The following is a 22445-nucleotide window of genomic DNA, read 5'->3' as shown; positions in this document are numbered from 1 at the left end:
GTATTGTCAAAAAGTGCATTATCTATGATAAGTCGGTTAAGCCTTTTATGTTGTTGTTTACTATTTAGTTTCTCAATCAATTGCCAAACTTGGCAATTGGTCACAGAGCCGTTTCCTCCTTATTTTATTGATAAGCCAAACAAGCAGGGCTGGCTCCACGAAGTAATCATCGCAGCATTAAAAACACAAAAACATCAAGCCACCATTGAATACACCCATTGGGCTCGCGCGCTAAAGCTTGCCAAGCGCCATAAACGTGTTGCAGTGCTAGGTGCTTTTTATACAAAACAAAGAGCAAGAAATTTTGTATATTCAGCCTCATTAGCAACCGCGCATACCGTGTTATTCAAGCGTGTTGATAGCAAGATAACTTACACAGGCTCTTTGTATTCATTAAAGCCATATACAATTAGCAAAGGTGAAGACTATGTGGTTAGTGAGCAATTTGAACACCACCCAAACCTTAGCATAGCAACAACAGGTAGCTTGGTTGAGAGCTTGTTGCTATTAAAGCATGGTCGTGTTGATTTAGTTGCAGGCACAAAAGAGGTTGCCTTGTATTGGCTCGACAATAGCGAGCGCTTACAGCAAGCAAAGCAAACAGAGTTAGAAATAGTTACCCCCTATCTTGCTACTCAACACTTACATGTGATTACCAATAAAAATCACCCTCAGGCTGAGCTTTTTCAGCAAAGTTTATCTTTAGGTCTAAAAGCAATTACAGCGTCAGGCAAGCTTTTAGAGATACTGAAGCATTATGAACTGAATGAAAAAGAAATTAGCCACATTACACAACTATACGAAAAATCCTATGCTAACTAATTTTGTTCTTTTTCAAGCGTGGCAAGGTAATCTTAAACTGCGTTGCTATACCTTCAGGTAAGTCTTCGTTTGCAACTAGCTGGATTTTTCCGTTAAGAACGCTCGTAACCCACTCATGAACAAGGTACAAACCTAACCCTGTATGACCATGGTTTCTAGATGTAGTAACAAAGGGGTCAAATAAGTTACTACGTAGCGAGGCATCAATACCACAACCATTATCAGAAACGCTAATACAAAGCTCACCTTGTTTATTTAAATGTATATGTAATTGAATTAGCTTGTTATCAAGCTCGTCAAAGGCGTGAGAAATTGCATTAACGATTAAGCTCTCGATAACCTGAGAGATAACCCCTGGGCGACTGATAATGTCTTTTTTGACATCGATTTTAGTTTCTATGGTTACTTTTGAGGCTTTAAAGCGGGATTTTAAACCAAGTAGTAGATCATCGATGACTTTTTCGATATTAAAGCTAACATACTGATCATTTGACCGATCATGGGCCATCTCCTTAAAGCTTTTCACATGTTCAATAGCCTTCTCTAAGTTTACTTGAGAGAGCCTTAAGTTATCAGCAACTTTTGCTACGCTTGATTCTAAAAATTGCTTAGTGAAGCCTTCATCTATTTTATCTTTGAGTTGTTGATTAATTAATTGCGCATTCGATAATGAAATAGCAGCACCACCCAGTGGCGTATTCATTTCGTGGGCCACCCCTGCCACCATTAAACCCAGTGATGACAACCTTTGTGCTTCAATAAGTTCACCTTGTAGTTGATGCTGCTGTTTTATGTAACGTTGTAATTTAGTATTGGCTGCTAACAGCTCTTGCTGCTCGTGTTCTAAGTGCGCTCTGGCTTTAATAATCTTACGTTGATCTCGATAACTACGTTTCAGATATAAACCAGAAATTGATATCAAGCTTACAGCACAAGCTAAAGCTATTATAAAAGATCGTAAGATAATCTCGTTTTGCACCGAATCATCCGCCTTTACCAGTACAATAATATCGTTTGTACCATTTGCGCTATTATTACCTAAGGTCATTTTTAAAAAGCTAGTTGCATGACTATGCGATGCAATAAGATCCTGAGATTTTGGCAATTGGGTGATTACTTGCCATAATTGGCTATCTTCGTTACCGAGTGTCAGCATCGGCTGCTCCAGCATAAACCCCCACTCTTTCTCTTTCTTTGGGTGTAACAACCAATAACCTTCGCCATTAATTAATTGTATTTGTGCTTGTAAGGTACTGAGTGACTTTATTTGCTGTAGGGTTTTCGACAGGTCAAAATTGACAACCACTAGCCCATCTAATAAGAAGCTATCGCTTGTGGTTCGATAAGATGCTCTTAATGTTGGTTCATGTGGTGTAACAACTGCGCCGAGCTCTACATTTAAATCTATTGGGGAGATATAAACTTCACCTTCGCTGTGATCCATCCCCTCGGTAAAATAATAACGGCTACTTTTATTTTGTAACTGCTGTGTTGGTACTAGCTCCGCTTGCCCTACTTTAAAGTTAACCCGATACCTTTCTTGGCCTTCACTATCTAGCCAACGTATTTGGGAAATGTTTTCTGCGGCTAAACCAAAGTTCACAAAATGGGTTTGTATTTGATGCTCAAGTAATGCGTTTTCACCACTTTGCTTTAATATGTCATCGGCCACCAGCAACTTAACTACTTTACGTACATCACCAAGCTCTCTACTTAAGGTATTGTGAGCGGCAAGTAAGGTGTTATCTTGCAAAAGCGTGACACTACTTTTTTGTATTTGATATTGAATCACATAAACCATCAAGCTAATTAATAAGCTCACAGCAACCATGACCATAAATTTAAAAAGTAGACTTTTTTTCATTGATTTATATTGGCTTGTTACTTCTACCATAATAGTTAATTATACCTGCCCTTTAGCCACTGTAATGCATCATCATAAAACATGGGTTTTGCGTAATAGTAGCCCTGCCCTATGTTACACCCAGCTTTAATAAGCCAGTTGTGTTCGGCTTCTGTTTCAATGCCCTCTGCCGTTACTTCAAAACTAAATTTTTCTGCTAAAAGCATAATCATTTCGATAATGTGTTGGTTAGATTTTGACTCTTGGACGTTAGTTACAAAGCAGCGATCTATTTTTATTATCTGCGCAGGAATTTCACTAATATGGGCAAGTGACGAATAGCCAGTACCAAAGTCATCAATACTAATTTTTATACCCAAGCCCGCAAAACGACATAAACATGTATTGATCTTTTCATAGTTAAAAATCGCTTGAGTCTCTGTTACTTCAAGCTCAAGTAACGAAGGTGAAATGCCATATTCCTCAATGCGTGCTGCAACCTCAACAAAGTAATCATCGGCTAACAAATCAAACGTCGATGCATTAAACGCGATTGGCAAACTAACGCCCTGCTCTGCAAATTGCTTAATCGTTTGCATTACTTTATCGAAAATAAGTTTATCTAACTCACTAATAAGCCCTGCAGTTTCGGCAAGTTCAATAAACTCATCGGGTCTGACAAATGTTCCATCGTCTCTTTGCCATCGCGCCAATGCTTCAAAACCAACCACTTCATTAGTGGTTAAATTAATCTTGGGCTGTAGGGCTACTTGGAGTTCTTTGTTGCGTATTGCTGTGCGCAACTCCTGCATTAGCTCATAGCGCCGTGTGATTGCTTTGGTATTATCTAATGTATAATAGAGTAGCTCAGCTCTTTGTGTGTTCTCTTCGTTGAGTGTCGACTCTGCAAGGTTAAAAATTTGCTCAGCGCTATGTTCTTCAAACGCGATTAGCTGCATGACTAAAATACGCACATCTAAAAACTGTTTTACTCCATCAATTTCAAAAGATTGACGTTTTAAAGAGTCAACAATACTTTCATCTTCAAATGCATGACTTGAAACTAAAACGCCTAAACAATCACTTTTAAAAACGGCGATACGAGGGTGATACGGCGCTAAGGCCTGCAAAATATTCTCGCGCATTTTGAGATGTGTTTTTTTACAAAATTCATGACCAAACCGAAAAGACTTTTCGTCAAACTGGAGTATTTCAAATACCACTAACTGAGTTTCAGCTTGCTCGTATTTGTTCATATTATCGATTTCGCGCTGTAACCAGTTTCTATTTGGTATATTTAGCGTTATGTCGGTATATGCAAGCTCAGTAAGGCGGTTCATCAGTGCAATATTCGAAAAGCCTGTACTGACATTTTCACTAAATACCTTTAATAAAAATACATTATGCTCGTCGATAGGCGTATCTGACTTAACAATTGTGATGTAATAGCTAATATCAACATCTGTGGTATCAAAATAAAAAACACTGTAATGCTCAGAAAACACATGCTCTTTTTTATCTCTGGCTAAAATATACGATTGCTGCGCTTCTTCACTGAGCACATCTGTGGTGAGCTCTTTACCATCAAGCCCCCTAAAGCAGCCAATACTCGTTATAACTTTTGGGTGTGTATCAAGGTGCTTTTCATTGCCAACACATAATACGCCGCCTCCCTTAGATAGATGCAAAATTTTACCTATTTCATCTAGCACTGCATGGGAAAACGCACGTATATCGTGTTTGCTATTAATGCTTCTTGCTGCATCGAGTACTAGCTGAAGCCCTTGTTTAGCACTTGAGATTTGCGAAATATATTGATACGTACGAAGGTGGCTACTGACAATAGATTTAAGCTTATCTACCGTCATGTCTGATTTATTCCAGTATTCGTCAATATCAAGCGATTGCATTACTTGCGGTTCAGGGGCAAAGCTTGGCTGCCCTGTTAATAGCACTATGCGTATATCGTTATTGCCTAAAACGTGACGAATGGTATTTACAATCCGTAGACCAGAATCATCCTCTTCCATTACCACATCAAGAAATACAATAGCGATGTCTTTGTGACGCGATAACACAGACGATGCTTCTGACACTGAATTTGCGGTTAAGAGCTCCAGTGACTCATTGTTATCAAGAGATATGGCATTAAAGCTGTTTAGTAATGCTTGTTGATAGTCTAAGTCGTCTTCAACCGTTAATATTTTCCATATTTTTTGGACATGCGATTGTTCAGAAGCATCCTCTTTAAACTCGAAAGGCACATTAGAATCAAGCATGATTTCTCCTTTTAACAACTTATGATTCTATTTTACGAATGTTAATAGCAATCTAGGTCAAAGGTAGTGCAAAATTTAAAAAGGTACAAATTATTCACTAAAGAGATAAATGAATAAGTATTAGAAAATTAATGAGAATTAGTTAAATTGAATAGGGGTAAAACCTAACTAATAAAAGACTAAGTTTGGCAAGATAAAAGAACTAGAGCACCAAACAGGCGCTCTGATTTAATATTTTATGCAGGCACACCGCTGTGAAATTTAAAGTCTTCATCTGGGGTTGAAATAAGCTCAGCTTCAAGTTGACCAAAAAATTCAACACGCTCAGTAATATCAAACTCACTGATTTCTTGCGCAAGGGTTAAATAATCTTGGTAATGACGCGCTTCAGAGCGCAGTAGTGATATATAAAAATCACCTAAGCGCTTATCAACATGCGGGGCTAATTTAGCAAAACGCTCACACGATCGGGCTTCGATGTAAGCACCGATAATTAACTTATCTACCAAGGCATCTGGCTCGTAAGTTTTTACGTGGCGCAGCATCCCTTTGGCATAACGGCATGGTGTAATGCTTTTATATTCAATACCGTACTCATCCATGATCTCAAGAACTTGATAAAAGTGATGTAGCTCTTCTTTGATAAGCATCACCATTTTATCAATGAGATCTTGCCCATAAGGTGAGTTAGATTTTGGGATCATTGATTTAGTCAGCTTGTTTTTATCTGCAAGCTCACGCCAATCCCCTTCACGCTTATAAATAAGCGTCTCAAATGGTTTTAACCACTCAAGCAAAGCATCGCTACTTTCTTTATCAACCGCATACTTACGAATTAAAAACATAGCAGATTGCGCCGCTTTTAATTCACAGATAAGGTGGTCGATTAAAACCACATCTAAGTTTTCTTTTTTGGTTGCCGTAGCAATCCATTCATCAGGCGTTCCGCACTTTAAAAAAGAATGAATGGGCGCTAATAAATCAGAATAAGGCACTGAATAACTTCTCATCAAAAATCTTAATTCGATTTTATCACATAAATTAGCCCGCATTCCATGACCCATATCAGTGCAAAGTAATTTTCTATATGCACTAAAGAGTTACATTTAATCGACTATTTCGATTATTTCAGCTTCTTGACAAGACTTAATTACTGAACCATAACTTAATCAAAGCTGTACAAAAATAAAACAGCTCGTATTCCTTTTTTACAGGGGCAATAATTATGATTCTAAACCACTTATGGGGCTTATACGCTCACCCACTCGAAGAATGGCAGACAATTGATAACCGTCACGAAAGCTTGCGCTATAGCTTATCGCACATTTTACTCATTGCCTGTATTCCTTCATTAATGGGCTACTATTCATCAGTTTATTTGGGCTGGAGTATTGGCGCAGGTGAGGCTGTATATTTAACCCATGATAGTGCATTACTTATCGCGGTTGCGATGTACTTTGCACTAATTGCGGGCGTGTTTGCACTGGCTTACTTGGCTCATTGGATGGCAGTGACCTTTGGTGCAAAACCCACCTTTACACAAACCCTAGAGCTTGCTGCATATACAGCAACGCCAGTATTTATGTCTTCATTTGCAGCATTCTTACCTGAGCTGTGGTTTGTGGTGTGTGTAGGCCTTGTAGCACTGGCCTACTCTGTTTACTTACTTTACACAGGGGTGCCAATTTTAATGCACATTCCTGAAGAGCGAGGTTTTATCTATGCCAGTTCAGTAGTCACTTGTGGGCTGATCTTACTGGTAATAATTTTAGCTGCGACAGCTATCTTATGGACTAACGGAATTGTCCACCCTATGTTTACCTAGTTTCATTATTATTCATTCTTTCGTAAAGCAAAAAAGCGGCCTAGCCGCTTTTTTTATTTTTGGTTATTACGCCTTGTTAAAGCTATCTCACCATCGATATGAATGTCGCGCTGCGGGAATGCAATGGTAATGTTATTTTCGGCAAATACTTTATAAATGCTAAAACGCAGTTCACTGCGCACTTGGCGAAGCGGGGCTTCTGATTCAGCACACACCCAGAAAATAGCGCTAAAAGTTAAAGAGCTATCAGCAAAGTCATCAAATAACACGGATGATGCAGGTGTTTTTAAAATGGCTGGGTGATCATCAAGAATTTGCTTCATCAGCTTTTCAACTAATATCACATCTGAACCATAAGCAACGCCAACATTCACAAATGAACGAGCATTACGGTCAATTAAGGTCCAGTTAGTTACTGTGTTTTCTAATAACTGGCTATTTGGTACCAACATATGCACACCATCGTTACGGCGGATACGCGTAGAACGAGTATTAATTGTCTCAACGACCCCTTTAGCTGTTCCCACTTCTAAAAAATCACCAATACGAATTGGTCGCTCCCACATTAATATCCAACCACTAATAAAGTTATTAATAATGTTTTGCGCACCAAAACCAACACCAATTGCAATGGCACCAGAAACAAATGCAAACGCCGTTAGAGGAATGTTGAGTACCTCTAGCGAGGTAAACACAAGTACTGCGATGGTCACTACAAGGTAAATACGGGTAAATAAATGAACCGCGTCAGGGCCTAAGTTTTTTGCCAGTAATGCTTTTTTAATTAACCGACCAATCCAGGTGACCACAAACCACATTAAAAACAGTACCAAAGGTACTTGAATTACTTTTAGTACAGTAATTTGCACATCGTTGTAGGTGAACAATACAAACGATAATGCAGATTGCAGATCAGCAAGGGTCATAAATTAACATTCCTAGTAAAAATCAGTTTGGTTCAGTTGTGACTAAGTTTAGCACGGCATAATAGGTGAAAACTTGGTAAATACTAAGTTCTTTATGCGCAATATGCGCTAATTATTAACTATTTTAGCCTACAGCTGCTATATACATAGAGAGAGCTTGAGGTTTCACAGGCTTTGAATAGCACGAGGAGAACACAATGTCACAAATGACACTCACACAAAAACTTGCCACTTTACAACCCTTGGTTGATCTAAACTTATTTGAATCAAGTTTAGAGTACCGTAACCGCATCTTAAACTTACTTGCTGAGCAAGAGCACTCACTGAATTTAATTAACAAAGAGTTTGGCAACGCTATGCCAGAAAGCTTTGGCTCAGAGAAAAAGTTTGTGTTGGGTTACAACTAATCTATGGTGACTTATTACCATCAAGATTTAAACTGGCAGCTAGTGCCACTTTTTACTTAAGTGAGCCATTAATACACAATTGATGGCTTTTTACACACATTTATCCTCTCAATCACATTATTTGCGTTCAAATTCCCTAATCAAACGACAAACTTGATTGTTTCTAGCCAAAAATTTGATAAGTTAGAAAAGATTTATCCACATTTTTGGAGCTCTCATGCGTAAGACCTTAGTAGCAACTACGATTGCTAGTGTGCTTTTATTATCTGCTTGTAGTTCACAACAAGCCGACACTCAAACTCAAGTTGAAACTGCCGCTGAAACACAAACAGCTAATGTTGAAAACGTTCTTTTCAAGCCAAGCCCTTTACAATATATGGCCCCTGAGTTTGATAAAATTTCGACCAAAGACTACGAGCCAGCGTTTGAAGCAGGCATCGCACAGCAAAAAGCAGAAATTGCAAAGATTGCAAACAACCCAGAACCAGCAACATTTGAAAATACCCTTGTTGCAATGGAGTACTCTGGTGAGCTATTAGACCGCACGTCTGCGGCATTTTTTAATTTATCGGGTTTAATTTCTGACAGTGAGTACCAACGTATCGCCGCGAAAATGGCGCCGATTATGTCAGCTCACACTGATGACATTTACTTAAACAAAGCTTTATTTGCTCGCGTACAAAGCATTTACGACAACAAAGCGTCTTTAAATGCTGAAGATCAACGCCTTGTTGATTACTACTACAAAAAGTTCGTTAACGCGGGTGCAAAACTAACTGAAGCTGAAAAAGCAAAAATGCGTGAAATCAACGCAGAGCTTGCCAAGCTTTCAACTGAGTTTTCACAAAATATCTTAAAATCATTTAAAGAAGATGTGATTTTAGTTAAAGATAAAAGCGAACTAGCGGGTTTATCTGAAGGTGAAATTGCAAGCCTTGCAGCTGCTGCCAAAAAAGCAGGCAAAGAAGGTTACATGATCACACTGGTGAACACGACTCGCCAACCTATCTTACAAAGCCTTGAAAACCGCAAGCTTCGTGAAAAGATTTGGACAACTTCTTCAACGCGTGCACAATCAACAAACAGCCCTATCATCATCAAAGAAACTAAGCTACGTGCAGAAAAAGCGGCATTACTTGGTTATAAAGATTGGGCTTCGTATGTAATGACTAATCGTATGGCGCAAACAACTGAAAATGTTTACGGCATCCTTGATGACTTAGCACCGAAAGCGGTTGCTAAAGCAGAAGCAGAAGCAGAGCAAATCCAACAAGTAATTAAAAAGTCAGGTGAAACGTTTGCGCTTCAACCTTGGGACTGGGCGTTTTACGCTGAAAAAGTTCGCCAAGAGAAATACGATTTAGACCCAGCTTTAGTTAAGCCTTACTTTGAAATGCAGTCAGTGATCCACGACGGTTTATTCTTTGCGATGAATAAACTTTACGGCATTACCTTTAAAGAGCGTAAAGACCTACCGGTTTATCACGCAGACGTCATGGTGTTTGAAGTATTTAACGAAGACGGTAGCGCTATCGGTCTATTCTACATGGACCCTTACGCACGTGAAGGTAAACGTGGTGGTGCATGGATGAGTGCTTATGTTAGCCAAAGCGGCCTTAAAGACACTATGCCTGTGATCTACAACGCGCAGAACATTCCTAAGCCAGCTGAAGGTCAACCTACACTCATGACTTTCTCTGAAGTTACAACGATGTTCCATGAGTTTGGTCACGCTGCACACGGTTTATTCTCTGATGTTAAATACCCAAGCTTAGCGGGTACAGCAACTGCTCGTGACTTTGTTGAGTTCCCTTCACAAGCACACGAAGACTGGAATATTGAACCAACAGTACTTGCAAACTATGCCAAGCACTACAAAACGGGTGAGCCAATTCCAAAAGCGCTTTTAAATAAAGTACTTGAGTCACAAAAGTTCAACCAAGGCTTCGATACAACTGAGTATTTAGCAGCGGCATTGCTTGATATGGAATGGCACTCATTTGGTGTTGATGCTGACATTACAGACGTTCAAAAGTTTGAACATGATGCATTAGACAAGCACGGTATTGCTTATTACCCAGTACCACCACGTTATAAGTCTTGCTACTTCAGCCACACCTTTGCCGGTGGTTACTCAGCAGGTTACTACGCATACCTTTGGACTGAAGTATTCGCAGCAGATGCGTTTGCACACATGACCGAAGAAGGTGGTTTAACACGTGAAAACGGTGATAATTTCCGTAAAGAGATTTTATCTAAAGGTAACAGCCGCGACTTAATGCAAAGCTACATTGAGTTCCGTGGTCAAAAACCAACAACAGACGCACTATTAAAGCGTCGTGGTTTAGTTGAATAATCTAAAATTATTCGCAAAATGATGAAAGCCCGCAATTAATGCGGGCTTTTTGTTATAGTGCAATTTTTAAAATGACAAATTAATCAAACATGACCTACTTATTTGCTGTAACCCTGCTTTGGGCCTTTTCGTTTAGTCTTATTGGTGTTTATTTAGCAGGCCAAGTGGATGCATGGTTTAGTGTTTTAATGCGCATTGGCTTAGCAACTTGCGTGTTTTTGCCCTTTTTACACTGGCGTAAAACCCCTAAAGCTTTAGCATTAAAGCTCATGGCAATAGGCGCAGTACAACTTGGTGTGATGTACAGCTTCTATTACCATTCGTTTTTGTACCTTAGCGTGCCCGAGGTACTGCTATTCACGGTAATGACGCCACTTTACATCACCCTGTTAAACGATTTGCTTGAAAAGCGCTTTAACCCCAAGTTTTTATTCGCCGCAATGCTGGCTATTTTGGGCGCCGTAGCTATTCGCTATGAAGGCGTCGATGAGAACTACCTTATTGGTATGTTAATGGTGCAGGCTGCCAATATTTGCTTTGCTACCGGGCAAGTAACTTACAAACGTTTAATGCAAGATGAGCAGCTACCCCACTCTCGGGTGTTTGCTTGGTTCTTTATCGGTGCCCTTATCGTCGCACTGCTTTGCTACGGTTTATTTGGTGATACCAGTAAGCTGCCCACCACAACGACGCAATGGGGCGTGTTAATTTACTTAGGCACGATTGCTTCAGGGCTTGGTTATTTCGCTTGGAATAAGGGCGCAACTATTGTCAATGTAGGTGCCTTGGCTGTAATGAATAACCTACTGATCCCAGCAGGGATCATCGTTAACATTGTGATTTGGAATCGTGATGCCGATATCATCAAGCTTGCCATCGGCGCAGCGATTATCTTATTAGCACTTATTATAAATCAGAAACTTAATAAAACTGCCACGGAGTCATGATAGGCTAAACTCTATTCGATTAGAGGGATGCTGTTATGCGCGCACTGGTTTTATGTTGTTTAGTTTTCGTTATTCAAGGCTGTAAGAATCTGCCTATGGATCAGGCAGTGCAAGTGGGTGCAAGGCCTTACTATTTAATCGACAAGATGACAGATGGGCCTTTAAAGCAGCAACTTACTGAATGCGGTAATGGCCCTTTCTATAAAACTGATTTTGTAATTGGTCATCGCGGTGCCCCTATGCAGTTTCCTGAGCACAGCAAAGAGTCATATTTAGCCGCAGCAAGAATGGGCGCTGGCGTGCTTGAATGTGACGTCGCTTTTACTAAAGACAAACAACTCGTGTGTCGCCATTCACAGTGTGATTTACACACCACTACCAACATTTTAGCGATTCCTGAGTTGGCTGCAAAATGCAGCCAACCTTTTACTCCGGCCAAAGACGGCCAACCAGCTCAGGCTAAATGCTGCACCAGCGATATCACCCAAGCCGAGTTTTTAACCTTAAAAGCTAAAATGGATGGCGCCAATGCAAATGCCAAAACGGTCGCAGAGTATATGCAAGGCACACCAAGCTGGCGCACTGATTTATACTCAAACAGTGGCACCGTAATGACCCACCAGCAAAGCATTGAATTATTCAAATCACTGGGTGTAAAAATGACACCCGAGCTAAAAAGCCCACAAGTCAGCATGCCATTTAACGGTTTTAGTCAGCACGATTATGCGCAAAAAATGCTTGATGAGTATCGTGCTTTAGGTGTGAATAGCCAAGATGTTTATCCGCAATCATTTAATCTTGAAGATGTGAAGTATTGGCTAAACAATCACCCTGAATTTGCAAGCAACAGTATTTATCTTGATGGCCAAGATGAGCAAGCAGACTTTAATGCCATGGATGAAACAACTTGGCAGCCATCAATGCAGGCTCTATATAACGATGGAGTACGCATTATCGCACCGCCAATGTGGATGCTTTTGAGCCTTGGTGAGTCAGGTGTAATCGTGCCTTCCCTTTATGCTATTAAAGCTAAACAAGCCGGACTGAACATCATTACTTGGAGTTTAGAGCGCTCAGGTCCATTAAATAATGGCGGTGGTTATTATTACCAGTCGATTGCCCCTGTGATTAAACAAGATGGGCAAATGATGAAAGTGGTAGACGTCCTTGCTAAGCAAGTGGGTGTGATGGCTATTTTCTCTGACTGGCCTGCTACTCTTACCTATTACGCAAGCTGTATGCAGTATCCTGCCTCAGAGAGTTAACTGAGTATCAATAAATTTCAAGGGCTTTTACTCGTCCAAAAGGTGGGGCTGAGGTATTATTAGCTAAACCGTTTTTTACAAGGATAAACATGATTATTCAGCACCATAGCCACGACATAGCGACCAACACAGGTGTAATGCGCACCAGTATTTATCGTCCTGTAGAAGAAGGTAAATACCCATGTGTTATTTTCTATTCTGAGATTTTCCAAGAAACAGCCCCTATTGCGCGCTCTGCGGCAATACTTGCTGGTCATGGTTTTGTCGTGTTAGTGCCAGAAGTTTTTCATGAGTTAAATCCTATTGGGACAGTACTTGCCTATGACGATGCAGGTAAAGACAAAGGCAATGCCGACAAATGGGCAAAACCGCTTGAGAGCCATGACTCAGATACTAACGCCTTAATTGCATTTGCACGTCAGCAAGATTACTGCACAGGAAATGTAGGTGCGATGGGCGTATGTATTGGTGGTCACCTTGCATACCGTGCTGCATTAAACCCAAGTATCAAAGCCGCTTTTTGTTTATACGCAACAGATATACACAGCGATACCTTACCGGCGCAAGCGGGTAATAACTCATTTGAGCGCATGGCAGATATTAAAGGTGAGATCCACTTTGTTTGGGGTAAACAAGACCCACATGTACCAAAAGAAGGCCGCCTTAAAATTTACCAACAAGCGGTGGCAACAAGAATTAATTACCAGTGGCAAGAAGTGAACGCCCAACATGCGTTTATGCGCGACGAAGGCGACCGATACGACCCAGCCCTTGCCATCAGCATGTATCAACAAGCAGTCGCTTTATTTAATCGCACGCTTGTTTAAATCGTCATAGTGGCTACTTGATTAGTAAAATAATCCTTCAAGTAATCAAGTAAAACCCGCAGCTTTTTACTTCCCGCCGCCCCTGGCGGGAATACGCCATAAAGTTCAATATCAGCAGTTTTGTAATCATCTAAGATTGTGCGTAACAATCCTGCTTTGATCCTGGGTAGCGCATCATAAACTGGGATTTTCGCTAAGCCATGCCCAGCTTCTACAAAGGCAGTTCGTGCAGCAGCGTTGTTGGTACTTATGCCACCACTAACAGCCACTTCAAAACGGCGTTTATCTTTTTCGAGCGTGACAACAGCACTACTTGGTTGATACACCACCCATGTATGCTCTGCTAAATCGGCAATGCTCTTTGGTATAGGGTATTTTGTAAAGTAATCGACTGAACCGCATAAGCAGGTCGCCATACTTGCAAGTTTAGTCGCTTGTAAGTTTGAGCTTTCAAGGGCCACGCCTCTAATCGCTAAGTCGTAGCCCTGTTTGATGATATCAACCACATCATCACTAAGCTGTAAATCAATATCAATTTTCGGATACAAACGCTTAAACTGAGCCAGTGCCGGTACCACAAGTTGCAAGCCTACATTAACCGGACAACTCAATTTAATAACCCCAACCGGTTCCCTCTTTAAGTTCTCAAGGTGTAAGTTAGCAGCCTCAGCGTGCTCAGTGATAGCCTGACAACGTTCGTAATAAGCCATACCCGCTTCGGTAAGGGTCATGGTACGCGTTGAGCGGTTAAGTAACGTGAGCTTTAATTGCTGTTCTAATTTCTTTAAGTGATAACTAACTACGGCCCTTGATAAACCAAGTTGTTGAGCCGCTTTAGTTAAGCTGCCTTGCTGCACAATGTGGGCAAACACCACCATGCTTTTTAATTGCTCAAACGATACTTTCATACAAACTCCTAATCTAACCTGAATAATTGTATCAATAATTAAACCAATGAAGTCAAATTTATCTGCGTTGTTTAACTCGGTTTTCACCCCTATAGTGTTATTAACGATGTTTAATACACAAAAAGGGATTCACTATGTCAGCTAAGAAAATTTTAATGGTACTCACTTCACACGATGAACTTGGCGATACCGGCCATAAAACGGGCTTTTGGGTCGAAGAATTTGCGGCGCCCTACTACGCCTTTATTGATGCCGGTGCTGAGGTAACTTTAGCTTCTGTTAAAGGTGGCCAACCTCCGGTTGATCCAAATAGTGCAGCCCCTGATGCAGCAACCGATGCCACAAAACGTTTTGAGCAAGACAGTGCAGCAAAAACTTTAATGGCTAATACTAAACCTCTGGCTGAAGTTAAAGCCGATGATTTTGATGCGGTATTTTACCCTGGCGGCCATGGTCCGTTATGGGACTTAGTTGATAACCAAGATTCAATTAGCTTGATAGAGCAATTTCTTAACTCAGAGAAGCCAGTGGGTGCAGTATGTCACGCCAGTGCCGTATTACTGAATGCGAAAAATGCAGCTGGTAAATCTGTGGTATTTGATAAAAAAGTAACCGGCTTTAGTAACTCAGAAGAGGATGCCGTACAACTTACCAATGTCGTGCCATTACTTGTTGAAGATGAGCTAATCAAACAAGGTGGTCAGTATCAAAAAACCGATGATTGGGGCGAGCTTGCGATTGAAGATGGCCTACTAATCACAGGGCAAAACCCTGCAAGTTCTGAGCTTGCTGCGAAAAAACTACTAACCAAATTAGGTTAAACTAGGTCAACATGCCCTAGACCTTTAGTAAACACCTTGCATATCAAGGTGTTTACCTTCACTTTTAATAAGTTATACTCATTCGGTCACATTGATTTAAGAGCTTCTCATCATGACTGAAAAAAAAGCTGTCAAAATTCCTCCTATCAGTAGTAAGCGATTCGCAATTTTAGGCATTATGCTGGTGTGCTTGGTACTGCAAATAATTAATACCCTACCCGGCATAAACTTAAACGGTTTAGGTATTTTGCCAAGACAGATATCTGGTTTATCGGGGGTGTTTTTTGCGCCATTTTTACATGGTGGCTGGGCACACCTTTTTAGTAACCTAGTGCCATTTGCTATTCTCGGCTGGCTAGTTTGCCAATTTAGCGTAAAACGCTTTTGGCTGGTGTTTGCAGGCACAGCGCTCATTGGTGGATTACTAGTATGGCTATTTGGCCGCAGCAATATTCATGTAGGGCTAAGTGGTGTTATCTACGGTTTATGGGGCTACCTAATTAGCTACGGCATTATGCACCGCTCATTCAAAGCCATTTTAATCAGTATTGCAGTTGTTGTGTTATACAGCGGCCTGATTTGGGGTGTCTTTCCGCAGCGCATTCATATTTCATTCGAAAGCCATTTATTCGGCGCAATTAGCGGCGCATTCATCGGCTATATTATGGCAAAGCGTGATAAACAAAAGAATCTGAAGCTTTAAACTTAAAGCTTCTAGCTTCTCAGCTTCATTGTCACCATCACAACGCCATGGTCGGTACTTTGATCATCATAGGCAAACTGTGGGTTGATTAAGTGCTGATCATAGGTGTGATAATCAACCACCTCAAAAAAGCTGCCCTGAAATCCGGCATCAAACTCACGGGATAACAAAATATAATCAAATACTGAGCTACTACTACCAAAATAGTGGGTGGCTTCTCTGTCGTTCTCGGTGACAACATGGCGCTGATAGAGTTGCCAACTATCTTGTAGTTTGAACTCTGAACGAGATGGGCTATTTTGCCTATGACCGCTAAAACGAAGGTGGTCAGCGATTAAATGGTTAAGCACACCATCGTGTAACTCATTATTAAAGTCCCCCATCACAATCACAGGGTTATTGGAATTTGCTCTGCGCTTAATGATTTCAACGAGTAACAGCGCTGCTTCACTGCCACGCTGCATGCTTGATGCCCAGCGCCCAAGGGCTTGTGATTTTAACTGCATAACTAAGTTTTGCTGTTCGCTGTGGCTTTCATCATCTTGGTGATGGAGCATGCTGCGCTTTGATTTAAAGTGCACTACATAGCAATCGACGTGTCCTAAGTGAGGTACTTCAAGTGTCGCGCGAATAATACTGCGGCTAAAGTTAAAATTAGCGCTCAAGCCCATCGCTAAAATATCATCTTGTTCTGCCTCAACCTGACTGACAGCAACAATTTTATAGCGTGAGGCAATGGCCACAACCGGATCGCGATAAATAAAGTCATCAATCACCGTTGGCTCATCAACTACCGCAAAATAGGGGTAACCCTGTGCGTTAACTTGCTGTTTTAGTTCATTGATGCTGAACACTTCTTGAAAGCCAATAATATCTGGCTGCTGATTTTTAAGGTAATCGGCCAACCAGCGCTGCTTTTTGGCCCACTGCTCAGCGCTATAAATGCGCTGAAAATCATAAAATGCGTCAGGTGGCGCTAAATAATTATATAAATTAAACGTCGCCACCTTTATTTGACTGTTTTCTATCACTTAATTCCTTATTCGTTTAACCACTCAGTGGCAATGTTCGGGTCTTCAAAGTATTTCACTTCGCCACTGATAAACCAGTTACCCACTTTGCTTGCCACTTGTTGCCAGTTTTTGTTACCAAGTACTGCTATCCGGCAAAACTCTTTGTTATGTTTAAGGCCTAACTTAAAGTCATCCCACGCCGCTTGTAACTCCCAGCCTTCTAACTCAGTAATATCAACATAGGCTCTTATTTTTGCACTCGGAACTGCTGCTACAGCATTATCTATAAGAGGAGTGAGAGTTTTGTAATCGTCGTGGGTGAGCTTTCCAACTACTTTAATTGTGAGATAAAAAGTCGTGCCAGTACGCTCAAGGCCAATGGCTAAACCATGCTTTTTCATGTCATCCTCCTTGTTATTCATAATTAATAACTGTACTTCCCTTGCTCTATCTGATCAACTAGGATGGTAGTCTCGTAATGACATTCATTAAAGCACAATTTAGGAGTTTCAATGAGTAATACCGACAGTTATACGCCACCTAAAGTGTGGCAATGGGATGCAGAAAACGGTGGTGAATGGGCGAAGACGAATCGTCCGGTCTCAGGTGCAACCCACGAGCAAGACTTGCCCGTTGGTAAACATGACCTACAACTCTACTCGCTTGCGACACCAAACGGCCAAAAAGTGACTATCATGCTCGAAGAGCTATTAGAGCTTGGTATTGATGAAGCCGACTACGATGCATTTTTAATTAAAATTGGCGATGGTGACCAATTCTCTTCAGGGTTTGTCAGTGTTAACCCAAATTCAAAAATCCCAGCCTTAATGGATCACAGTACCACGCCCGTTACTCGCGTGTTTGAGTCAGGTGCAATTTTACAATACCTGGCAGAAAAGTTTGATGCGCTGATCCCAAGCGATCACGCCAGTAAAACAGAATGTCGTAATTGGCTATTTTGGCAAATGGGCTCGGCCCCATACTTAGGTGGAGGCTTCGGTCACTTTTATAGTTATGCCCCTTTCAAAATGCAGTACCCAATTGATCGCTTCACCATGGAAGTAAAACGCCAGTTAGACGTATTAAACCGCCATTTAAGCGACCATGACTACATGGCTGGTAGCGAATATTCAATTGCCGATATCGCTATTTGGCCTTGGTATGGCAGCTTGGTACTTGGCAATTTATATGATGCAGCAGAGTTCTTAGATGTTGAGTCATATAGTCATGTGATGCGCTGGGCAAAACAAATTGAGCGCCGCCCTGCAGTAAAACGAGGTCGCAGAGTTAACAAAACATGGGGTGATGAAGCTGAGCAGTTAGCAGAGCGCCACTCTAAGGAAGATTTTTAAGGGCTTAAGTGCCCTTTTTCATAAAAATAAAAAGTATGCAAAAGCTCAGTAAAGAAGATATCTACCAACGCCTTAGTAACACCGAGGATGCTCGTGCCTGCAAAGCGATTGATGAAGCTGCTTGTAAAGTGGTGCCCGGCAATTTTCTTACCTTATTAGTAAGCCAACTATTTAGTAAGTTTGCAGATGCCCTGTTAAACCCTAAAGTGACCCTACCGTGGCTTTTACAGAGCATTAATGTACCAAGTAGTTTTATTGCTTGGCTTGTGCCTATTCGTGAGTCAGGCTCAATGCTGCCACAACTAGCCATCGCCAGTGCTATTCGTAGGCTGCCTGTCAGAAAGTGGGTTTGGGTGATTGGCGCCATAGTGCAAGCCTTGTGTATTGTTGGCATGCTTATTTGTGCTTTAACACTCCAAGGTGCAACGGCAGGTTTTGCTATCATCGCTATTTTGATTATCTTTAGCCTTGCTCGTGGCTTTAATTCCATTGCTGCAAAAGATGTATTAGGCAAGGTCATACCTAAACAACAACGAGGCAGCATTAGCGGTCTTGCTGCTAGTTTTGCCGGATTTGCAACGCTCACCTTTGGTCTTGGTTTATGGTATCTACAAAGCCTTGGCTATGAAAATGGGGTGTATGTTGCTTTAATGCTGGCTGCTTTAATGTGGCTGTTTGCAGCGCTCAGTTATAGCCGCATTCAAGAATACAAGGGCGCAACCGAGGGCGCTGAAAACGGCTTTTTGCATGCTTTATCAAAATTAAAACTGCTTTACCAAGATAAACAATTTGCTCACTTTATTATCACTCGTGCGTTGTTGCTATGTTCTGCTTTGAGCGCCCCGTTTTATATCGTTCTTGCTAGTGAACAGGCTTTCGACTTTTCACTACTTGCTACCTTTATGGCGCTTTCGGGGCTTGCCAGCTTAGTGTCTGCGCCTATCTGGGGTCGACTAAGTGACTTATCGAGCCGAAAGGTATTAGTGTTTGCTGCAATGCTCGTCACCCTCAACGGTTTCGCCGTTTATTTAGTTGCTTATTTGAGCCCACAAACGCTCAATGAATTTTGGCTATTACCGCTATGTTATTTTTTACTCACCGTAGCTCATCAAGGGGTTCGCCTTGGTCGTAAGACCTACCTTGTTGATATGGCTGAAGGAAACAAGCGCACAGACTATGTCTCTGTTAGTAATACGGTGATCGGAGTTATATTATTACTGCTAGGTAGCGTCGGCTTACTAAATACTTACTTAACGACTGCTGAGTTAATTTTTTTCTACAGTATCTTAGGCTTACTTGGTGCAATTAGTGCGTGGTTTTTACCCGATGCCTAGACCCCGCAGTAAAAAAAGCGCATAATCGCGCTGATTTTGTTCCCATAAAAAGGATTTACTATGAAAAAGGCAGCGCTTGCACTTCTTACGCTACTTACACTTTCTGCTTGTAGTACCAGTGTGCCTATTCGTAACTTTGACGCAAACCCTGTACCGCAAATGGCGTCTGGCCAACATGACCTTGAAAGTATCAAAACTAATATTTTAAAAGCATGTATGAAACTAGGCTGGACGTGTCGTTCAAATGCCGAAGGTCAAATCTTAGGAAAACTAGATATTCGTAAACACCAATTACGCGTTGATATTACGTTTAACGAGCAAGAATACTCTATTAATTACAAAGATTCGATAAACCTTGATTACAATGGCAAAAAAATTCACCGCCAATATATCAATTGGGTTACCAACTTAATGCGCAATATTGATGCTGAATTAGCCTATAAATAAAATTGACGCAGAATCAGGTATTAAAAAAGGCGACCTAGGTCGCCTTTAATAGGGCGTGTTGACCTTTTATGATTGATTTTGCAGCAGTGTGTTTGGTATTTAGGCAAGGCAGAGCCTATGTAGTGTGGTTGTTCCACATAAATAGGCGATAATGCAGCATTAATGCCAAACACGCGCTGCCCTTCGGGTTCTTTCTAGGGGCGATTAACTCTTTGTTGCTCGATTTTTACTTAGCCCACTAGGTTACAAATCTCGCGCCGCGATTAAATCGCACCTAGAGTGAACAAATTTCAATCCACAAAGGCCAACACGCCCTAGTTTTTCAAGTTCTTATCAAAGAACTCTAAAAACGCTTTCAACGTTTTAATTCTATATGGCTGGTGCGATAAGTAATGGTCGCCGTCTTTGAGCTCAATGTAAGTAACATCTTTGCCTTCGTCTTTAAGTTCATCATCCATTTCACGGCTGTGATAAACAGGCACCACGTTATCATCAGAGCCATGAACCAATAGCACCGGACGATTAATTTGCTTTGCAAAATTAACAGGCGACACTTTTTCTAGTTTGTCGCCATCAGTCCCAAACTGCTTACGCACAATTTCTTTATTAGTAAAATAACGCGCCTTACTAACAATGCGCTCAAGATCAGTAACGCCAGCAAAACTTGCTGCACATTTGAATGTTTCAGGGTGTTTAACCACTGCCATTAATGCGGCATAGCCACCATAACTTGCCCCGCCAATACAAATTTTATCTTTATTAGCGATACCTTCTTCAACAAGCCAATTCGCCGCATCTTGCAAATCATCTTGCATTTCTTTACCAAAGCCTTGAACTGCAGCCATCTCAAATTCATGCCCATAGCCACTTGAACCACGGAAGTTTGGTTGCAGTACTGCATAACCATTATAAGCAAGTAACGCAGTCCAATAGTCAAAGCCAGCGTAATCACGAGCCATTGGCCCGCCATGAGGGAACACTATAGTTGGTAACTTATCACCTTCTTTGTAACCCACAGGTAGAGTTAAATACCCTTCAATAGTTAAGCCATCACGGGCTTTATAACTAATTTTCTTTTTACCGCTGAAAACAGTTTCATCAACATCTGGAAATGCCGAGGCAAATGCAGTTAATTCGTTAGAATCCCGGTCACCCAACATATAGGTACCAGGGATTTGCTCACCTGAAACGTAAACCACATATTGACGCTGTTCTTTACTGGTATCAATAATATCAATATCAAATTTATCTTTAGGTAAAACAGCGCGCAAACCTGTATAGAGCTTATTTAAATCCTCATCCCAGTAACGGATCCCCTCATCTAATTGAGAGTGCGTAAACCCTGCTACTTCACCTGTAAGAGATGAATAGAATATATGACCATCGAAGTCATAGTTATCATCGCTGAACACTAACTCTTTTTTCATGGTCGTTAGGTCCATTTTATAAAGCGCATCATAGCCATCTTTAAGAGCTTTGAAGTAAAGAATATTAGGGTCTTTATCGAAGCCCAAAACAGTCACTACATCAGGGCTAAATGCTTTATATTTGAATAACGTTTTACGGTTATCTCGATCTTCGTCATAAAGAATATATTCAAATTCGTCTTCATCCATTTTTAGGGCAATACGCACATTACCTTGGCGATCTGCTGTCCAATCAATAACTTTACTACGTGAGCGCTGAATTTTTTTCTTACGAAGTGTACTTAAATCAAGTTCATACACGCCAGGGGCATTGGCAACATCAAAGTCACCTTGAACTAAGATTTTATCTTTTTTATCGGTTAAAAAGCTGATGACCTGATCACCAAATTGCGGTTGGCGTTCATCACGATTAAAGTTAGGCTTTATAGCTAGTTTTGCCTTACCATCACCATTTATGTTGTATGCATATAAACGCGTAGAGGTATATTTAGGGCCGCCAAATTGACGTTGAATGTAGCGCGCACCTAGAAGCAGTACTTCATCATTAGCCCACTCATACCAATCGAAGAAAATAGTGTGATTATCTGAGCGAATAATAGAATCGGCTTCTTTAGTTTTACGGTTATAAACCATTAAAACCAACTCACCATTCACATTTCGAATAAACGATATATATTCGCCACTAGGCGAAAATTTTACTTGGCTAAAAGCGCGTAAAGAGGCAAATGATTCAACAGGGAGTTGCGTGTTTTCAGCAGCACGGGGCATTAAGCTCAGCACTGCAAAAAGAGTAAGCAGTAAGTACTTCATAATAAAGTCCATTTCATTTTTATTGTTCCTACAATAATAACATTAAATTAAAAAGGAAGAACAGCAGGCAAATCTAGGTACCTATCATATTCGTTTAAAGCGAACATAACACTCGATTAATAGCATTATTAAT

20 protein-coding genes are annotated in these 22445 nt (G+C 40.9%); 12 read left to right on the top strand and 8 right to left on the bottom strand.

The genetic code is table 11. The features are described from left to right. Window positions 1-24 precede the first annotated feature (24 nt). A complete protein-coding gene (locus KQP93_RS05600; RefSeq protein ID WP_217876288.1) occupies window positions 25-822 on the top strand; it encodes a substrate-binding periplasmic protein in 798 nt (265 codons plus the stop codon). Here KQP93_RS05600 and KQP93_RS05595 read toward each other — a convergent pair. The 3 genes from KQP93_RS05595 to miaE all read right to left on the bottom strand — a co-directional run bounded on the left by KQP93_RS05595 (window position 815) and on the right by miaE (window position 5939). Further along, window positions 815-2716 carry a sensor histidine kinase gene (locus tag KQP93_RS05595; RefSeq protein WP_217876287.1) on the bottom strand — a complete coding sequence of 634 codons (1902 nt, stop codon included), beginning with the start codon at window positions 2714-2716 and terminating at the stop codon, window positions 815-817. The two genes, KQP93_RS05600 and KQP93_RS05595, sit on opposite strands and share 8 nt — an antisense overlap. A 5-nt stretch (window positions 2717-2721) precedes the next feature. Then, window positions 2722-4944 (bottom strand): EAL domain-containing protein, encoded by a 2223-nt coding sequence (locus KQP93_RS05590; protein WP_217876286.1) that lies wholly within the window; start codon window positions 4942-4944, stop codon window positions 2722-2724. Between the two features lie 236 nt (window positions 4945-5180). Next, window positions 5181-5939 carry a tRNA isopentenyl-2-thiomethyl-A-37 hydroxylase MiaE gene (miaE, locus tag KQP93_RS05585; protein ID WP_217876742.1) on the bottom strand — a complete coding sequence of 253 codons (759 nt, stop codon included), beginning with the start codon at window positions 5937-5939 and terminating at the stop codon, window positions 5181-5183. 230 nt (window positions 5940-6169) lie between these two features. Here miaE and KQP93_RS05580 point away from each other — a divergent pair, with 230 nt between their 5' ends. Further along, window positions 6170-6769: a Yip1 family protein gene (locus KQP93_RS05580; protein ID WP_054553157.1), complete on the top strand. Its 600-nt coding sequence runs from the start codon at window positions 6170-6172 to the stop codon at window positions 6767-6769. Window positions 6770-6822: 53 nt separating this feature from the next. Here the strand turns inward: KQP93_RS05580 and KQP93_RS05575 are convergent, their stop codons facing one another. Further along, window positions 6823-7695 (bottom strand): mechanosensitive ion channel family protein, encoded by an 873-nt coding sequence (locus KQP93_RS05575; RefSeq protein WP_217876285.1) that lies wholly within the window; start codon window positions 7693-7695, stop codon window positions 6823-6825. Between the two features lie 197 nt (window positions 7696-7892). On the opposite strand from KQP93_RS05575, the gene KQP93_RS05570 reads away from it, so the two are divergent. From KQP93_RS05570 to KQP93_RS05550, 5 genes are all read left to right on the top strand, one after another. Continuing rightward, entirely contained in the window at window positions 7893-8102 is a 210-nt protein-coding gene (locus tag KQP93_RS05570; RefSeq protein WP_054561957.1) for a hypothetical protein, read from the top strand. A gap of 217 nt (window positions 8103-8319) precedes the next feature. Further along, window positions 8320-10458 (top strand): M3 family metallopeptidase, encoded by a 2139-nt coding sequence (locus KQP93_RS05565; RefSeq protein ID WP_217876284.1) that lies wholly within the window; start codon window positions 8320-8322, stop codon window positions 10456-10458. 89 nt (window positions 10459-10547) lie between these two features. After that, window positions 10548-11405 carry a carboxylate/amino acid/amine transporter gene (locus KQP93_RS05560; protein ID WP_217876283.1) on the top strand — a complete coding sequence of 286 codons (858 nt, stop codon included), beginning with the start codon at window positions 10548-10550 and terminating at the stop codon, window positions 11403-11405. 95 nt (window positions 11406-11500) lie between these two features. Beyond that, window positions 11501-12670 carry a glycerophosphodiester phosphodiesterase family protein gene (locus KQP93_RS05555; RefSeq protein WP_254907735.1) on the top strand — a complete coding sequence of 390 codons (1170 nt, stop codon included), beginning with the start codon at window positions 11501-11503 and terminating at the stop codon, window positions 12668-12670. A gap of 89 nt (window positions 12671-12759) precedes the next feature. After that, complete coding sequence (locus KQP93_RS05550) at window positions 12760-13497, top strand: dienelactone hydrolase family protein (protein WP_217876281.1); 738 nt, start codon at window positions 12760-12762, stop codon at window positions 13495-13497. Here the strand turns inward: KQP93_RS05550 and KQP93_RS05545 are convergent. After that, window positions 13494-14405, bottom strand: a complete 912-nt coding sequence (locus KQP93_RS05545; RefSeq protein ID WP_217876280.1) for a LysR family transcriptional regulator — start codon at window positions 14403-14405, stop codon at window positions 13494-13496. The genes KQP93_RS05550 and KQP93_RS05545 overlap by 4 nt on opposite strands. 134 nt (window positions 14406-14539) lie before the next feature. On the opposite strand from KQP93_RS05545, the gene KQP93_RS05540 reads away from it, so the two are divergent. Together KQP93_RS05540 and KQP93_RS05535 are read left to right on the top strand one after the other, a co-directional pair. Then, the gene (locus KQP93_RS05540) at window positions 14540-15226 is read left to right on the top strand and encodes a type 1 glutamine amidotransferase domain-containing protein (RefSeq protein WP_062565094.1); all 687 of its coding nucleotides are present in this window, start codon (window positions 14540-14542) and stop codon (window positions 15224-15226) included. Window positions 15227-15338: 112 nt separating this feature from the next. Beyond that, a complete protein-coding gene (locus KQP93_RS05535; RefSeq protein WP_217876279.1) occupies window positions 15339-15929 on the top strand; it encodes a rhomboid family intramembrane serine protease in 591 nt (196 codons plus the stop codon). Between the two features lie 11 nt (window positions 15930-15940). Here KQP93_RS05535 and KQP93_RS05530 read toward each other — a convergent pair whose 3' ends face one another. Next, complete coding sequence (locus tag KQP93_RS05530; RefSeq protein ID WP_254907715.1) at window positions 15941-16960, bottom strand: endonuclease/exonuclease/phosphatase family protein; 1020 nt, start codon at window positions 16958-16960, stop codon at window positions 15941-15943. An 8-nt stretch (window positions 16961-16968) separates the two neighbouring features. Continuing rightward, a complete protein-coding gene (locus KQP93_RS05525; protein WP_217876278.1) occupies window positions 16969-17343 on the bottom strand; it encodes an STAS/SEC14 domain-containing protein in 375 nt (124 codons plus the stop codon). A 111-nt stretch (window positions 17344-17454) separates the two neighbouring features. On the opposite strand from KQP93_RS05525, the gene yghU reads away from it, so the two are divergent. From yghU to KQP93_RS05510, 3 genes are read left to right on the top strand one after another with little or no spacing between them, the layout of a single operon-like run. Then, the gene (yghU, locus tag KQP93_RS05520; protein ID WP_055021453.1) at window positions 17455-18294 is read left to right on the top strand and encodes a glutathione-dependent disulfide-bond oxidoreductase; all 840 of its coding nucleotides are present in this window, start codon (window positions 17455-17457) and stop codon (window positions 18292-18294) included. Window positions 18295-18329: 35 nt separating this feature from the next. After that, window positions 18330-19628 carry an MFS transporter gene (locus KQP93_RS05515; protein ID WP_055021473.1) on the top strand — a complete coding sequence of 433 codons (1299 nt, stop codon included), beginning with the start codon at window positions 18330-18332 and terminating at the stop codon, window positions 19626-19628. A 60-nt stretch (window positions 19629-19688) separates the two neighbouring features. Beyond that, window positions 19689-20075, top strand: coding sequence for a hypothetical protein (locus KQP93_RS05510; protein ID WP_217876277.1), 387 nt, complete (start codon window positions 19689-19691; stop codon window positions 20073-20075). Window positions 20076-20389: 314 nt separating this feature from the next. Here the strand turns inward: KQP93_RS05510 and KQP93_RS05505 are convergent, their stop codons facing one another. Beyond that, complete coding sequence (locus KQP93_RS05505) at window positions 20390-22312, bottom strand: S9 family peptidase (protein WP_217876276.1); 1923 nt, start codon at window positions 22310-22312, stop codon at window positions 20390-20392. Between the last annotated feature and the right edge of the window lie 133 nt (window positions 22313-22445).

Origin of the sequence: Pseudoalteromonas shioyasakiensis (genome assembly GCF_019134595.1) — a bacterium.
Lineage (GTDB): Bacteria > Pseudomonadota > Gammaproteobacteria > Enterobacterales > Alteromonadaceae > Pseudoalteromonas > Pseudoalteromonas shioyasakiensis_A.
The sequence above is the reverse complement of the archived record's forward strand: the minus strand, read 5'-3'. Positions and strand labels throughout refer to the sequence as shown.